The organism is Epilithonimonas pallida, assembly GCF_900182975.1.
GTDB classification, from domain to species: Bacteria; Bacteroidota; Bacteroidia; order Flavobacteriales; family Weeksellaceae; genus Epilithonimonas; species Epilithonimonas pallida.
Genome location: NZ_FXUO01000003.1, coordinates 21551 through 34159, shown reverse-complemented (window position 1 = coordinate 34159; position 12609 = coordinate 21551). Strand labels below are relative to the sequence as shown.

The 12609-nt window shown below is 39.1% G+C and carries 16 protein-coding genes and 1 tRNA gene; 1 reads left to right on the top strand and 16 read right to left on the bottom strand.

From position 1 onward, the window contains the following. Positions 1-275: 275 nt before the first annotated feature. The 15 genes from QOL71_RS06210 to QOL71_RS06140 form a co-directional block, all read right to left on the bottom strand. The gene (locus QOL71_RS06210; RefSeq protein WP_283416101.1) at positions 276-1082 is read right to left on the bottom strand and encodes a PRTRC system ThiF family protein; all 807 of its coding nucleotides are present in this window, start codon (positions 1080-1082) and stop codon (positions 276-278) included. Continuing rightward, entirely contained in the window at positions 1082-1804 is a 723-nt protein-coding gene (locus tag QOL71_RS06205) for a PRTRC system protein B (RefSeq protein ID WP_283416100.1), read from the bottom strand. The genes QOL71_RS06210 and QOL71_RS06205 overlap by 1 nt, the downstream gene beginning before the upstream one ends. An 11-nt stretch (positions 1805-1815) precedes the next feature. Continuing rightward, positions 1816-2970, bottom strand: coding sequence for a hypothetical protein (locus tag QOL71_RS06200; protein WP_283416099.1), 1155 nt, complete (start codon positions 2968-2970; stop codon positions 1816-1818). A 17-nt stretch (positions 2971-2987) separates the two neighbouring features. Beyond that, a complete protein-coding gene (locus QOL71_RS06195) occupies positions 2988-3206 on the bottom strand; it encodes a PRTRC system protein C (protein ID WP_283416098.1) in 219 nt (72 codons plus the stop codon). An 18-nt stretch (positions 3207-3224) separates the two neighbouring features. After that, complete coding sequence (locus QOL71_RS06190) at positions 3225-3869, bottom strand: PRTRC system protein E (RefSeq protein ID WP_283416097.1); 645 nt, start codon at positions 3867-3869, stop codon at positions 3225-3227. A 12-nt stretch (positions 3870-3881) separates the two neighbouring features. Continuing rightward, complete coding sequence (locus QOL71_RS06185) at positions 3882-4076, bottom strand: hypothetical protein (protein ID WP_130143393.1); 195 nt, start codon at positions 4074-4076, stop codon at positions 3882-3884. Between the two features lie 14 nt (positions 4077-4090). Further along, positions 4091-4429, bottom strand: a complete 339-nt coding sequence (locus tag QOL71_RS06180) for a molybdenum ABC transporter ATP-binding protein (protein ID WP_130143392.1) — start codon at positions 4427-4429, stop codon at positions 4091-4093. A gap of 11 nt (positions 4430-4440) precedes the next feature. Continuing rightward, positions 4441-4923 (bottom strand): DUF1281 family ferredoxin-like fold protein, encoded by a 483-nt coding sequence (locus QOL71_RS06175; RefSeq protein WP_283416096.1) that lies wholly within the window; start codon positions 4921-4923, stop codon positions 4441-4443. A gap of 20 nt (positions 4924-4943) precedes the next feature. Further along, the gene (locus QOL71_RS06170; protein ID WP_283416095.1) at positions 4944-5327 is read right to left on the bottom strand and encodes a hypothetical protein; all 384 of its coding nucleotides are present in this window, start codon (positions 5325-5327) and stop codon (positions 4944-4946) included. Positions 5328-5379: 52 nt separating this feature from the next. After that, entirely contained in the window at positions 5380-6453 is a 1074-nt protein-coding gene (locus tag QOL71_RS06165; RefSeq protein ID WP_283416094.1) for a DUF932 domain-containing protein, read from the bottom strand. Between the two features lie 44 nt (positions 6454-6497). Beyond that, complete coding sequence (locus tag QOL71_RS06160) at positions 6498-6890, bottom strand: single-stranded DNA-binding protein (RefSeq protein ID WP_283416093.1); 393 nt, start codon at positions 6888-6890, stop codon at positions 6498-6500. Positions 6891-7425: 535 nt separating this feature from the next. Continuing rightward, on the bottom strand, positions 7426-8160 hold the full coding sequence (locus tag QOL71_RS06155; RefSeq protein WP_283416092.1) for a YggS family pyridoxal phosphate-dependent enzyme: 735 nt from the start codon (positions 8158-8160) through the stop codon (positions 7426-7428). Further along, on the bottom strand, positions 8157-8879 hold the full coding sequence (locus QOL71_RS06150; RefSeq protein WP_283416091.1) for an AAA family ATPase: 723 nt from the start codon (positions 8877-8879) through the stop codon (positions 8157-8159). Before QOL71_RS06150 ends, QOL71_RS06155 begins: the two co-directional genes overlap by 4 nt. Before the next feature lie 20 nt (positions 8880-8899). Next, positions 8900-8970 (bottom strand) — tRNA-Cys (locus tag QOL71_RS06145). 51 nt (positions 8971-9021) lie between these two features. Continuing rightward, the gene (locus tag QOL71_RS06140; protein ID WP_283416090.1) at positions 9022-9468 is read right to left on the bottom strand and encodes a GNAT family N-acetyltransferase; all 447 of its coding nucleotides are present in this window, start codon (positions 9466-9468) and stop codon (positions 9022-9024) included. Positions 9469-9557: 89 nt separating this feature from the next. On the opposite strand from QOL71_RS06140, the gene pdxR reads away from it, so the two are divergent. Then, positions 9558-11021, top strand: coding sequence for a MocR-like pyridoxine biosynthesis transcription factor PdxR (gene pdxR, locus QOL71_RS06135; protein ID WP_283416089.1), 1464 nt, complete (start codon positions 9558-9560; stop codon positions 11019-11021). Between the two features lie 111 nt (positions 11022-11132). Here pdxR and QOL71_RS06130 read toward each other — a convergent pair whose 3' ends face one another. Beyond that, on the bottom strand, positions 11133-12413 hold the full coding sequence (locus QOL71_RS06130; protein WP_283416088.1) for a site-specific integrase: 1281 nt from the start codon (positions 12411-12413) through the stop codon (positions 11133-11135). Positions 12414-12609 lie beyond the last annotated feature (196 nt).

Sequence of the window (12609 nt, the reverse complement as noted above, 5' to 3'; positions counted from 1 at the left end):
ACAAATTAAAATTTTCCATAACAGACTATCTTAATCAAGCGACGTTCTTTTGCTTTTCTTTGGTCACAGTATGGAAAGAAAAGAAGTCATTATCAAAACCAATCATTGGGATAATGAATATCCCATGAAGAATGTCGCAACCTGTTTGGTAAAATGTAAGGGAAGGGGGATTGTGTGACGGTGCATTTTGACAAAGTGGTTGCACCAATTTTAAATGCAAAAATGCGTTTCCGACCGGAGCGAGGAATTGCATTTTTGCCCGCCGATTTCGGCTTTTAGGCAACTTTTATCGGGTGGGTGCGGAAATCTTTTAGATTATGAAAAAATCCCTTGTATTCGGTCATTCCTCTGCGAAACAAGTTCCATAGCAAAGAACAACCCATTTGGGTTAATGATGAATTGATAAACAAATCTTGGTGTTCCAATGCTTCTGCAAGTGAGCAACTTGGCGTGTTGTCCTCTTGTTCTGATTGCTTCAGTAATTCGCCAAATTCATCGGTAACAAATGGCAGGCTTGTCACCGTTTCATACTTTTCAGAATTGGGTTGCTTTATCTCTCCGATAGTAGATAGTATTACTTGTCCTGTATCTTGGCTATTGCCAAAATCCAACCAATATTTTGGCACATCTTGATAGTGTCTGCGGTAGCTTATTTCTTTAAGAATTTCAGCAACGCCAAACCTCGCCTGTACGTTATCCACGCACGTAATAGTAATGATTGCCCTTGCTTCTTCGGGCAATCTGCCCAACTTATCCTTTTCAAATTTTACTGTTTTGGCTTTCCAATTTGTACCTGCCCAACGGTTGCAACGATTGATTAAAGCAACGGATTTGTATAATCCTGTTTCACTTTCTGCAAAACGCTGTCTGCCCAAATTGGCACTCGTGATAACATCATCATCCCAAAGGCGGACTTGCAACCCTGCGTGTCCTAATGCTATCAAACTTTCGTTTATTTCCATTAAGGCGGTCAATACTTTTGAGCCTGTACCACCTGCTCCGATAAGGTTTACCGAAATCGGATTGGTAGGATTGAGTAAATAGTTGTCCGTAAAATGAACTGCTGTTTTTGTCGTATTCATCACAATAGATTTTTAAGGGTTTTATTATTCTTTTTCAATACCTCTTTAGGAAAGGGTTTATCCGTATTGATAAGCTCTTTCCAAAGGGTTACAATATTTTTTTTCGTTAAGTTTTCGCATAATGAATGACTGAAATAAGAATTGAAAAAATAATGTTCCCACGCCTGTATAAATTCCTCAACCGAAGCCGAATTTTTAATGTCAATACTCACAGTACCCATACATACATTGCCCTTTTCGTAGATATTGAAGAAAGGGGCATAATGCAATGGCGTTTTCTCGGTGGGTCTTCTGTCGTTTGCCAAAGCAAATACCGTAAGACTGCTTTTATTGGCAAACCATAGCATTGGCGGTACTTGTGCTATTCCGTTGGGTATTTGCAGACTATCCACAAAATACATTTGCCTTTGCTGTGCTTTGGTGTACCAAATTACCGCACCTTTATCCGCATTGAGGTTGATGTGTAAAATGTTGGTCGGCAAAATTCCGTTTGATTTCAGAAAGGCTTTGTTTTTCTCCTGTTCGGTGTTCAATGCCTTTGCCAAAACATTCGCTTCCTTTACTGTCAAAGGGTGGGCGTTGATAGGATTGCCGTTTTTGTCCATATCAAAATGCTCTACATAAACATCGGTATTGCTTCCTTTGGTTTCATAGAATACCAAAGCGGATTTTGGGTGGTACAATGTGCCGAAGTCCTGTGTTATGTCGTTAATCGTTTCCATAATTTCCAATTTTAAAAGGTGTGTAAAATGTCGCTTAGGCTGTGCAGTAATGTAAACAGTCGGTTTTCAAAACAAAGGTTGTTAGCGGTTATATCCCTGCCGTCAAACTGTTTTTGGATAATCGGTTCTTCCATTTGTCCGTATTCCTGCATTTCGGTGTTGACTGATTCTATAAGGGTTTCATTTAGCCAACCTTTGTGGTCTGCGTAAAAGGAAATGTACTTTTCCATTCCGATGATGTTCTCCATATCTTCATCCGATGCTTCTCCGTTGGGTTTGGCATTGCGGAAAACATTTGCATTCGGATAGGTCTGATAAAGAGCAAAAGCTTCTTTTGCTACGTCCAAACACTCAATGTCAAAATCGTCTTTCCCTTTAAAACTGTTGATACGCTGTTCAAATACGGTCAGATTGATACGGTTAAAAATCCGCTGTTCCATATAATCCCCGATATATTCGGCTTGTTTTATCTCGGCAAGATAATCCCCCGTTTCATCCGTATAATCGTCCTGCTCAACCCAATCGTTCATCATGTCGTACATCCAATACAAATAGCTTGCTTCTTGCCTGTAATAGGGAATGTCGGCTACGTGGTACAGATAGGCACAAACGGACAACAACAAATGGGCGTTTCTTTTCCGTTTGCGGTTGTGCAACATTCGGTATAGCGAAGCAACGGGAATGTAAAAAAGCGTTGAGCCTGTGTTATAGCGTTCTTCACTTACAAAATAGATTTTCTTGCTATCCTGTACCAAACGTATTTCTTCCCAATCCAAAACCTTTTGTTTCAATTTTTCTTCTATATCCGACATTGTCAATGCCATATTGTAGGGGTATGGAAATTGTCGGGTCTGCATAGGCTCAATTTGGTAATGCTCTGCCAATTTGGAAAGGGACTGAAAAAAATCTCTTTCCGTTTTATCCGATTTCCTGCAAGCCTGTACGGTTTTGATTTCTTTCAGTTTAGGCAGAAACGTACACTTTAGAAAACCATCGGCAACATTGTTGTCGGTACAGACTTGCGTTTGTCTTTCCTCACTTCGTTTGCATCCTTTGGATTTTGCATCCAATTGGCGAACTCGTTCAATTGGCGGTGCAATTGCCGTTGTCGTTGCTGTTCGGGTATTGTGATAGTTCCCGATATGATATGTTTGTGCATAGTTCATCGTTTTAAATATTTGATTTAACCTTTCGTTCCCATTACGCTCTCAAATTTGTACTCTACGCCATCATCTTTTATCTGTGGTGCAGATGCTTTTGCCGTTGTAAGTATCGGGTACATATTGGCGTAAAAATTCATTACGGCTTCCACGCTCCAACGTGGTTCGGGGTCGGTCAGTCTGATGTCCTGTCCTTTATCTTTAAGTATAAACACTCGTTCTAATTGCGTTGCTAATAACATAATAATGTTCGTTTTAAATCATTGATACTCTGTTTCTTCTTCGTCCGTTTCATCTATGGGATAATCGGCTGTAACTTCGTCCGTTTTTGGCGGTTCGGGTGTAGTTTCTTCCTCTTGGCTCGGTTCGGGTTGCGGTTCTTCCGCTTCTCCGAAAAGGCTTGGTGTAGCGAATTTTGCAGACAATGCCGTTTTGCGTTTGCGTATCTCGTCTGCTTTTTCGGGAAACTCGGTTATGTCGGGAACTTTCATCCACGCTTCACGAAATTTACCCTCTTTTTCAAGTTGGTCAGCCTTTGCCATCCCGTCTTTAAACTTCTTGTCTTTAGCTTCTTTTTCTTTTTTAGCTTTCTCCGTCTTTTCTTTCTCCATTGCCGATTGCTGTTTGACAATTTCCATTTGTTTTAGAAATTTCTCCATATCCACCATTACACCCGAAACGGTTTTGATAGGTGCTTTTATCTGCTCAAAAAATCCCTCGTCAAACTCTTGGGGAGTGGCGTTAAAAGTTAATGGGGGAATAAGGTTTTTGGCATTATCTCCGCATTGTTCGTTATTGAGCAGTACTGATACGATAAGGTTGGTTTCTGCTCCTTTTGAAATGTTCAGTTGCAATACTCCTGTAAAGTCTAACTGTTGTATCTGATTGAAAAAATTGGTATTCATCGTTCTGAAATTTTAATTGTTATCTATTCGTTTTTTGATTGCTATCAGTTTCTCGTGTATGTCCGTCCAATAGTTTTTTTGTCTTTTATCGAAGTCGGAAAAACTTTTGTCATCGTGACTATATCCTGTATTGCGTTTGGCTACTTTGATAGCTTCCCTTAGGTCGGTTACTTCAATTTCGCAACCGTGTAAATCTGTTATTTTCATTACTGCTCTAATTCTTATTTAGTGATTTCCGCTATCTGGTCAATCCTGCCGTAAACAATGGTTTTAAGGCTTGTTTTGTCGGGTGCGTTGTATTCTGCCCAATTGCCGTACTGCTTTACCACATAGGTTTTTAATACATCTTCAAACCCAAACCGATAACCCTGCAAGGGAACGGCTCTTTTGAAAAAAGCATTTCGGTTTACGGCTTCTGCTAGCCAGTTCTTTTCGGCTCGGTTCATCTTTTCGCCCTTGTTGAGTTTTTCCCTTAACAGATAGACCTTTGCATTTTGCAGGGTTTTCAGTTCGGGTACATCGTGGCGAACAAACTTTGTGGCTATTATTTTTGTTTCCATTGTATCTGCATTTAAGGTTGATGAATGGCGATTTTTCGCTCCAATAGGGTTTCTAAAATCTCGTAATCACTTTCGTATTCTTCGCCCTCAAAATGATAGGTATCTGTTTCTTCATCGAACTCGTATTGCTCAAATTCTTCATCGTCCAAAAAAATATCTGTGAGTAGCTTGTCAGAGAAAATTGCCCTGCCACATACACAGTTGCTCAATTCCTCATAGTCCTGTGTGAAATTCACGTTATAGTGTTCTGCTATCGCTTGTACTACCTCAATATTGGGCGACCATTTTGTTTCATACTGAAAAATGCCTGTAACATCATCGTCTTGGTAGATGTCGAAGAAATAGCCACCCTTACTGTCCTCTACGAAGTCGGGAAGTTGTCCGCAATTTTCTTCCTGTTGTTTTTCAGCCATTGATTTGAATAGCTGTTGTATCTGTTCGATTGCTTCGGGTTCTCCCTCGAAAACAACCGTATTACTGCACCAATTAGCCATAATCGTATATTGTTTAAGGGTTATGAATGTGATTTTTCAGCGGTGTAAACGCCATTTACATAGTAGCCGAATGATTGCTCCCAAAGGCGTATTAAACCGCCCGTGTCTATAAAGAAATACTCCGTACGATTGCAGTAGATAATATGTACTGTTTCGTCCCTGTGCTTCTTTTCAAGGCTCTTGTCTTTAGCCAATTCTTCTGCTTCCTCAATGGTTTTTGCTTTCATATCCTGCTGTTTTGTATCGTCATCAATCTTCACTATATCCACAATGGCACATTCGGGACAACCCTCTGTGGTTGTTATCTGCTGTATAGCTCCCTGCTTTCCACTTAATGAAAATACTCTTAGCATTGTCGTACCTGTGTCGTGCTTCAGCGTTGCTTCATATATCTCTATTGTCATAATTGTAGTTTATAGTAGGCTACCACCGATTAAGGCGGTAGCCTGTGGTTATTTAATTAAGTTTGAAAATTTCCGCACCGTCTAAAGCAAATGAGGTACATAGGTCAAATGCTTTCTGCGATTTGAGTTGGGCAGTACCACCGAGAACAATACTCTGTAACTTGGCTTCGTCATTCTTGTAATTTCTTACGTTCTGATAGTAGCCTGTCACGGCATTATACGCTCCGAACAATGTACCTTTTGTAGTGTCCATTTGTTGGGTATCGCTCATCATCGCATAGCTGAAAGCATCATCAACCACATTTTTGAACACGGTGGAAACTTCATCTTCCGCACCTTTTTTGAGTAGGTCAAGCGTTTCCTTGTTGGGGCAAAGTGCCAATTGGATTAGCTTTCTAACTTCTCGGTCTGTAACCTTAACCTTTGTCCACTCATTGAATATGCCCTCTAATTGTATGCTCAATGTATTGGCAAGTCCCATAATCTTGTGGGCGCTCTCGATACGTTGTTTTGCTCCCGAAGTGTGTTTGATACGGACTACATTGGTCATACTGCGTAATGAGGCATTCAGCGTATTTTGGCATACAATCCTAATGGGAGTAAAAGCGGCTGTGATACTGCCCGAACCATCGTGCGAAGTGGTAAGAAAAATGTACTTTTCCGTTACATCATCGCCATTGCCTACTCTGATATAGTCGGGCAGTTTGGCTGTAATGAATATTCGTTCTCCGTTGCCTAATGCTCCTGCGGTTTCGTACAGAATACCCTCGCCACCGCCTACAATGGCATCAAAGAAATTAAAGGCTTCATGGTTCTGTACAATGTGGTAGTCCTTACCAACCACGCCCAAAACTGCATTGTTATCGGTACGTATGTTGGCGAAATAGTTAGGTACTTCCAATTCGGTACTGCCTATCTCGATACCGTTAGCGGTTTCAATTATACCCGAACCTTTGGTAAACAGTGGGGATTTTGCAACCTCATAATCTAACCCTGCGTGTTTTATAGCTTCTTCGCTCGTTGGATATTGTTCGACAATTTGACCCAAACCGTGCCACGCTTTTTGCTGTACTGAAAAGAAACTATGCTTTCCTGTTCTCTCGTTGAAATGAATGTTATGTGCCATTTTGATAAAATTTTGAAGTTTGAAAAATGATTAAATGATTGTTGTTAGAATGGTAGGTCGTCTTCTGTGCCTTTCCCTGCCGTACTGTTGCTTCCTGTTTGTGCAGTAGCCTGTACGGTTTCGGTTCTCTTGCCACCTCCATACAATTTGATGTTTGAAGTGTGAAAATTCAGTCCTGCTCTCGGTTCTCCGTCATTGCCTGTCCACGCTCTTGTGCTTACTCGTCCTGTGAGTTCTACTAAAGTGCCTTTTGTGAGTAGGGTGGCTACCTTTGCAGAAATCCAATAAGAGCAGTCGAAATAGGTGGTTTGCTCTATGCGTTCGCCCTGCTTGTTTTTGTAGCTGTCGTTTGTAGCTACTGAAAAGTTTACTACTTGTTTGTCCTGTGACGTTGTGCGTACTTCCGCATCTCTTGTCAGTCTTCCGATGATGTTCATAATCGTTCCTGTTTTAAAAGTTTTACATTTTGTTACGTTCGCTTTTCTCGTTTCCTGCTTCGTCTTGTGGTTTGCTCCGCTTCGCTTCGCATAATTTTTTCCAAAAGAAAAACCGGAAAAAAGAAAGCAGACTATCAAGGCGGTCAAGAGGAAAAGCCAAAAGGAAACGGAATAATTGGAGGGTACCTTTAGGGAGGAAACCGTTTATGCCGTAGTCTTTTGGCTGGGATTGAGCGTGGGTGACCGCCGTACTTTGGCTGCCTTTTTACCGGTTGATTATGGAAATATTCTGTTCTAATTTTTATAGAATAATTGACCAGGCGTTGAAAGCCTGTGATAGAGATTTGAAAAATATGAAGGGAGGAAATAGCAGGCTGTATTTTTCAATTTTCTATTTAAAGAAGTAGTCATAAGCTCTTTTACAGCGAGGGGATATGAAAGGCGTAAATGTGCTTAGGCTACAGAAAAAATAAGGGCATAAAAAAAGCAGGATCTTTAAATCCTGCTCATTTTTTTGTTTACAAACAATAATACTTTAGCCTAAGTTTTCATTCCAATAATAACTATCCGGGTAAATCCTTTGTCCGAAAATAGCCGTACCTACTCGTAAAATGGTTGCACCCTCTGCAATGGCTGTTTCCATATCGCCACTCATTCCCATTGACAATTCGTACATTTCTACATTAGGAATGTTTAAAGCAATGATTTGCTGTTGAATATCTTTGAGCAATCGGAAACATTTACGGACTTTTTCGGTTTCGGCACTGAACAGTCCAATGGTCATCAAACCTTTTATTTTCAGGGTTTCCAACTTTGCAACTTGTTTTACCAATTCAATGGCATTATCGGGGTTTACGCCAAATTTGCTTTCTTCAAACGAAGTATTTACCTGTATCAATACTTCTATGGTTTTGTTTTCAAACTGTAAGCGTTGGTGTAATTTTTCTGCCAAATCCAAACGGTCAAGTGACTGAATACAGGATACATTGTATTTCAACAGGTCTTTGATTTTGTTGGTCTGCAAATGCCCTATAAAATGGTTAGTGTGCGGAATTTCTGTCAAGGCTTCGTATTTTTCTTTTAGTTCCTGCACTTTGTTTTCGGCCATCAATGTATGTCCTGCCTGTAATGCAATTTTGATACGCTCCGCAGGTACGGTCTTTGTAGCTAACAGTAATTTTACCTCATCGGAATTTCGGTTGCTTTCCTTACAGGCGTTGTTTATCCGCTCTTTTATATCGGCTATATTTTTTAAAATTTCTTCGTTCATTCTTCCACTATTTTTTGTTTTTCTTCCAACTCCTTAATCAGCAAGGATTTCACTAATGTAAACGTATGGTCTTTGGCTTCGGCAAATGAGATACTGTATTTACGTTCTATGCTCTGCAATTCCGTTGGAAATCGGGATAATAGTTTGTGGTAATACTCGTCTAAAACTTGTTGAGTAGGCATTTCAAAATTTATCCGCAACTGAAACCGTCTTAATAAAGCTGTATCAATAATTTCGGGGTGGTTGGTAGCACATAGCAACAATGCTTTTTCAGGATAGTAATCTATGAGCTGTATTAAGGTGTTTACCAATCTCCGCATTTCGCCTACGTCTTTATCATCGTTTCCCCTTGCTTTTCCAATTTGGTCAAATTCGTCTAAAAACAAAACGGCTTTTTCCCTACCTGCTTTGTCAAATACCTGTTTGATGTTCTGCGATGTTTCGCCAATACGTGAACAAACTACATTACTCAAATTGAGTATAAGAATGCTTTTACTCAATGCTTTTGCAATGGCTTTGGCAGTCATTGTTTTACCACAACCCGAACTGCCTTGAAGTAATATTTTGTTGTTTACAGGCAATCCGTATTGGCTCAATTCTTCAATATATTTATGTTCCTTAATAAGCTGTTCAAATTGCTGTCTGTTAGCTTCATCAAGGAATATATCGTTTAATGCTACCTGTTCTTTGTCGTTTATGATAAGGTCGAATACATTCATCAAAATTATATGATTAGTTGAGGTCGGGGATGGATTTGAACCATCGTGAAAGGTATTGCATACCCTTGTCTAACCACTCGACCACTCGACCACACGACCATTTTTCCGCAAAAAGGCGAACCGATTTAGCCCGCCTTGTTCGTTACTTCCACCAGTAGTAATAATTGTGCTTTCCGTCATACTCAAATCCGCAACGTGGATATAATTTGTTTCCTATATCGTTTGTTTTTTCGGTTTCAAGCATCAGTCCGCAAGCTCCTGTTTCATCGCACCATTGCTTTGCTCGGTCTATCAATGCTACCGAAAGTCCATTACCTCTGTAATCGGGATGAACAAACAAGTCACTCAATAACCATTGCTTTGCCAATTTGATGTAATGATACAGCTTGTACAACTGCACAAACCCGACTGCTTTACCGTCTGCGTACACGACAAAAATGTTTGATTGGTCGTTGTCCAATCGTTCCTTAATGAAATGTTTGCATTTTTCGTAATCGTCTGCCTGACGATAAAAAACCCGATAAAGGTTAAATAATTCTGCTGTTGTGTCTAAATCGCTTAGACCTACTTTTTTGATGTTGAATTCCATTGCCTTAATTTATTTTAATCGAGATAGCAAAGTTAATTTCCAATAGGACTATCTTTGTAGTCCAATTCATATATAAAAGGTAGTCCACAATGTTTCCATACGAACACATCATTATTATAGATAAAGAAAGTAAAATCCCTGTTTACAGGCAGATTGCTATTTCAATCATCAATGCCATTAGAAGCGGTACTTTGAAAGCTGGAACGCACCTGCCAAGTAGCCGTGAATTGGCTAAAAAGTTGGGTGTACACCGCAAGACAGTAGTTGCAGGTTATGAGGAATTGGACGCACAGGATTGGATTATGATTGTTCCAAGAAAGCACGTTGCCGTTTCGGAGCATATACCTTTGCTGAAACCTCAAAAGTGGAGTGAGCCTAAAATACTGACACCATACGAAAATGATTTGGATATACCTTTTAGAATTATAGAAGAAAATAGCATTGGCAAAAATGCGGTTTCTTATCCCGATATTATTATTGATGACGGACACCCTGACGTAAGACTTTCTCCCATAGATGATTTATTGAAAACATACCGCTCGCTTACTTCAAAAAAATATGCCATTAAAAACGCAAACATTGGAACAACTCAGGGCACTTTAAAACTTCGGGAAGAGCTGGTCAATTATCTGTCGGTAACAAGGGGGCTAAATATTTCGGTTGATAATATTCTGATTACTCACGGGGCACAAATGAGCATTTATTTGTCTGCACAACTTCTTTTAGGACATTCGTCTAATATCATCGTGGGCAAGCCTAATTATCCTGTTGCTAATAAAACCTTTGAAGAAACCGAAGCGAAAATCATCGAGGTAAATGTAGATGAAAAGGGGATTGATACAGATGCCATTGAAAGGATATGCAAACGGAAAAAAATTGATGCCGTGTATGTAATTCCGCATCATCATTATCCTACAACCGTAACGTTAAGCGTGGAAAGACGGATAAAATTGTTGGAACTTTCCAAACAGTTTTCGTTTGCTATTATCGAAGATGATTACGACTATGATTATCATTATACATCGTCGCCTTACCTTCCTTTGGCAAGTGGCAACCATAACGGAAACGTGATTTATATCGGTTCTTTTTCCAAGATATTAGACCCTGCTTTGCGTATTGGTTTTATGGTGGCTCCTAAAAATTTTATCGAACAGTGTACGGCTTTCAGAAAAATAATAGATGTGGGCGGTGATGGTTATATGCAGAGTGCTTTGGCTACATTGATAAAAGAGGACGAACTTAAAAGACATCTGAAAAAGTCAAAAAAATGCTACCACGAACGCAGAGATTTATTGGATGCGTTGCTGAAAGAAAAATTGGGCAAATACGTTTCCTATACGTTGCCAACAGGCGGAATGGCTATCTGGGTAAAACTAAACCCTAAATTTTCTATTGCCCGACTTGTTGCCAATACGCAGTTTAAAATTATCCGTTGGGATTTGGAACAAAACGCATTTCGGTTTGGCTTCGCTTCAATAAACGAAGTGGAATTGATACAGGCTGTTGAGGCTTTGAAAAGTTCATTAGAAGCTGGCTCAAAGCACAGTCAGTAATAATTAAATATAATTAAAAGCAGAACCGTTAAGTTCTGCTTCGATCTAAGAAGTAAAAAATTACAATAATTTTTATGGCATAATTTATTCGATATCGTAAAATTCAATTTTTTAATCATTTAATAATTCTATTTCTTCACTTTTCATTTGGATAAGAAATGCTTCTTCCATTGCCTGAAACTTTGGTGCAACTAAATCCATATCCTTACTGATTTTCTGACTTGTAATCTTAGCGTAAATCTGGGTTGTGGAGATGTTTTTATGTCCCATCATTTTACTAAGGCTTTCAAGCGGTACACCTTCAGTTAAAAACATTGTTCCGAAAGTGTGCCTTGCCGTATGAAAAGTTACTTTTTGTTCAGTGATAATCTCTGCTGTTTCAATCAGTCTAGTAACGTGGTTATTGCAGGTTACATTTGTCGGAACTGGAAAAATAAATTCATTCCTTGTAGTACCCTGATATTTATCAATAATGCGTTTAGGGATTTCCATTAATCGAACATTGGATGCGATATCAGATTTCTTTCTTCGGCTGATTATCCACTGATGTCCATCGAAAAAAGATTGAATATTGTTTTTAGTCAATTTTTTAATATCTGCATAAGCAAGTCCGGTAAAACAACTAAAAATAAAAAGGTCTTTTACAAGCTCGTATCTCGGATGCGGTGGTATGCATCTCATTAATGTTTCTACATTTTCCTTTAAAATATAACCTCTGTTTGTTTCTTCCATACTGATTTCATAATCCTGAAACGGATTATCACGTATTAAGCCTTTCTTAATAGCCAGTTCTACTAAACTTAATACAGGCATTGTATAAACCCATACTGTATTATGTGAAGACTTTATGTCGTAACGAAGATAGAAGTCAAATTCACGGATAAAATCGCCCGTTAATTCACGGAAAGCGATATCATCACGGTGATAGCGTTCTTTTATAAACGTGGTAAGATGATTGAAAACCGTTATATACTTATTATAGGTACTTTGTGAGCGTTCTTCTTTTTCAACCAATTTTTTAAAATTCTCATTTTGATCGTTGAAGACTTTCAGTATAGCATCATCCATTACACCTACACCTAAAAACGAGAGCTTTACTTTTTGGGCAGTAGCAAAGCCTTCATGCTTCAGCATATCCTCATAAATTTTGTCGATACGCCCTCGTATGTTATCCAGCTTTTGGTTAATACTAGCTGCTATGGCACTCTTGCCCTCAACACGGCCGTATTTTAACTCCCAATTATTGGGGTTAATTTCTAACTTTGTACCCAAAGTTTTAGCTGTTCCATCAATTGTAATACGTGCCATAATCGGGGCGTTACCATTCTTTTTCAGTTCGTTCTTTTTCAAGTAGAAAAGCAGTTTGAACGTGGACTTTTTTGTCTGTTCCATAACTCAAATGTTTAATGTTTAAAATTAAATTACATTGAGTTACAAGGAAATGTAAAAATAGGTGCAAAATACTGAAATATAGCCACTTAATACGTTTTAAAACTTTTGTTAGTCGGTAACGAATTAGTAACCTAACCTTATCATTTTAAGCCCAAAACTAGTCTGACACTGAGTCCCAAATCAAGACTACTGTTTT

Excerpts from the sequence above, each read along its gene's own strand:
- QOL71_RS06200 (WP_283416099.1), bottom strand. The coding sequence starts at position 2,970 with ATGAACTATGCACAAACATATCATATCGGGAACTATCACAATACCCGA.
- QOL71_RS06210 (WP_283416101.1), bottom strand. The coding sequence starts at position 1,082 with ATGAATACGACAAAAACAGCAGTTCATTTTACGGACAACTATTTACTC.
- QOL71_RS06160 (WP_283416093.1), bottom strand. The coding sequence starts at position 6,890 with ATGAACATCATCGGAAGACTGACAAGAGATGCGGAAGTACGCACAACG.
- QOL71_RS06140 (WP_283416090.1), bottom strand. The coding sequence starts at position 9,468 with ATGGAATTCAACATCAAAAAAGTAGGTCTAAGCGATTTAGACACAACA.
- QOL71_RS06155 (WP_283416092.1), bottom strand. The coding sequence starts at position 8,160 with ATGAACGAAGAAATTTTAAAAAATATAGCCGATATAAAAGAGCGGATA.
- QOL71_RS06190 (WP_283416097.1), bottom strand. The coding sequence starts at position 3,869 with ATGAATACCAATTTTTTCAATCAGATACAACAGTTAGACTTTACAGGA.
- QOL71_RS06130 (WP_283416088.1), bottom strand. The coding sequence starts at position 12,413 with ATGGAACAGACAAAAAAGTCCACGTTCAAACTGCTTTTCTACTTGAAA.
- QOL71_RS06205 (WP_283416100.1), bottom strand. The coding sequence starts at position 1,804 with ATGGAAACGATTAACGACATAACACAGGACTTCGGCACATTGTACCAC.
- QOL71_RS06150 (WP_283416091.1), bottom strand. The coding sequence starts at position 8,879 with ATGAATGTATTCGACCTTATCATAAACGACAAAGAACAGGTAGCATTA.
- QOL71_RS06165 (WP_283416094.1), bottom strand. The coding sequence starts at position 6,453 with ATGGCACATAACATTCATTTCAACGAGAGAACAGGAAAGCATAGTTTC.
- QOL71_RS06185 (WP_130143393.1), bottom strand. The coding sequence starts at position 4,076 with ATGAAAATAACAGATTTACACGGTTGCGAAATTGAAGTAACCGACCTA.
- QOL71_RS06175 (WP_283416096.1), bottom strand. The coding sequence starts at position 4,923 with ATGGCTAATTGGTGCAGTAATACGGTTGTTTTCGAGGGAGAACCCGAA.
- QOL71_RS06195 (WP_283416098.1), bottom strand. The coding sequence starts at position 3,206 with ATGTTATTAGCAACGCAATTAGAACGAGTGTTTATACTTAAAGATAAA.
- QOL71_RS06180 (WP_130143392.1), bottom strand. The coding sequence starts at position 4,429 with ATGGAAACAAAAATAATAGCCACAAAGTTTGTTCGCCACGATGTACCC.
- pdxR (WP_283416089.1), top strand. The coding sequence starts at position 9,558 with ATGTTTCCATACGAACACATCATTATTATAGATAAAGAAAGTAAAATC.
- QOL71_RS06170 (WP_283416095.1), bottom strand. The coding sequence starts at position 5,327 with ATGACAATAGAGATATATGAAGCAACGCTGAAGCACGACACAGGTACG.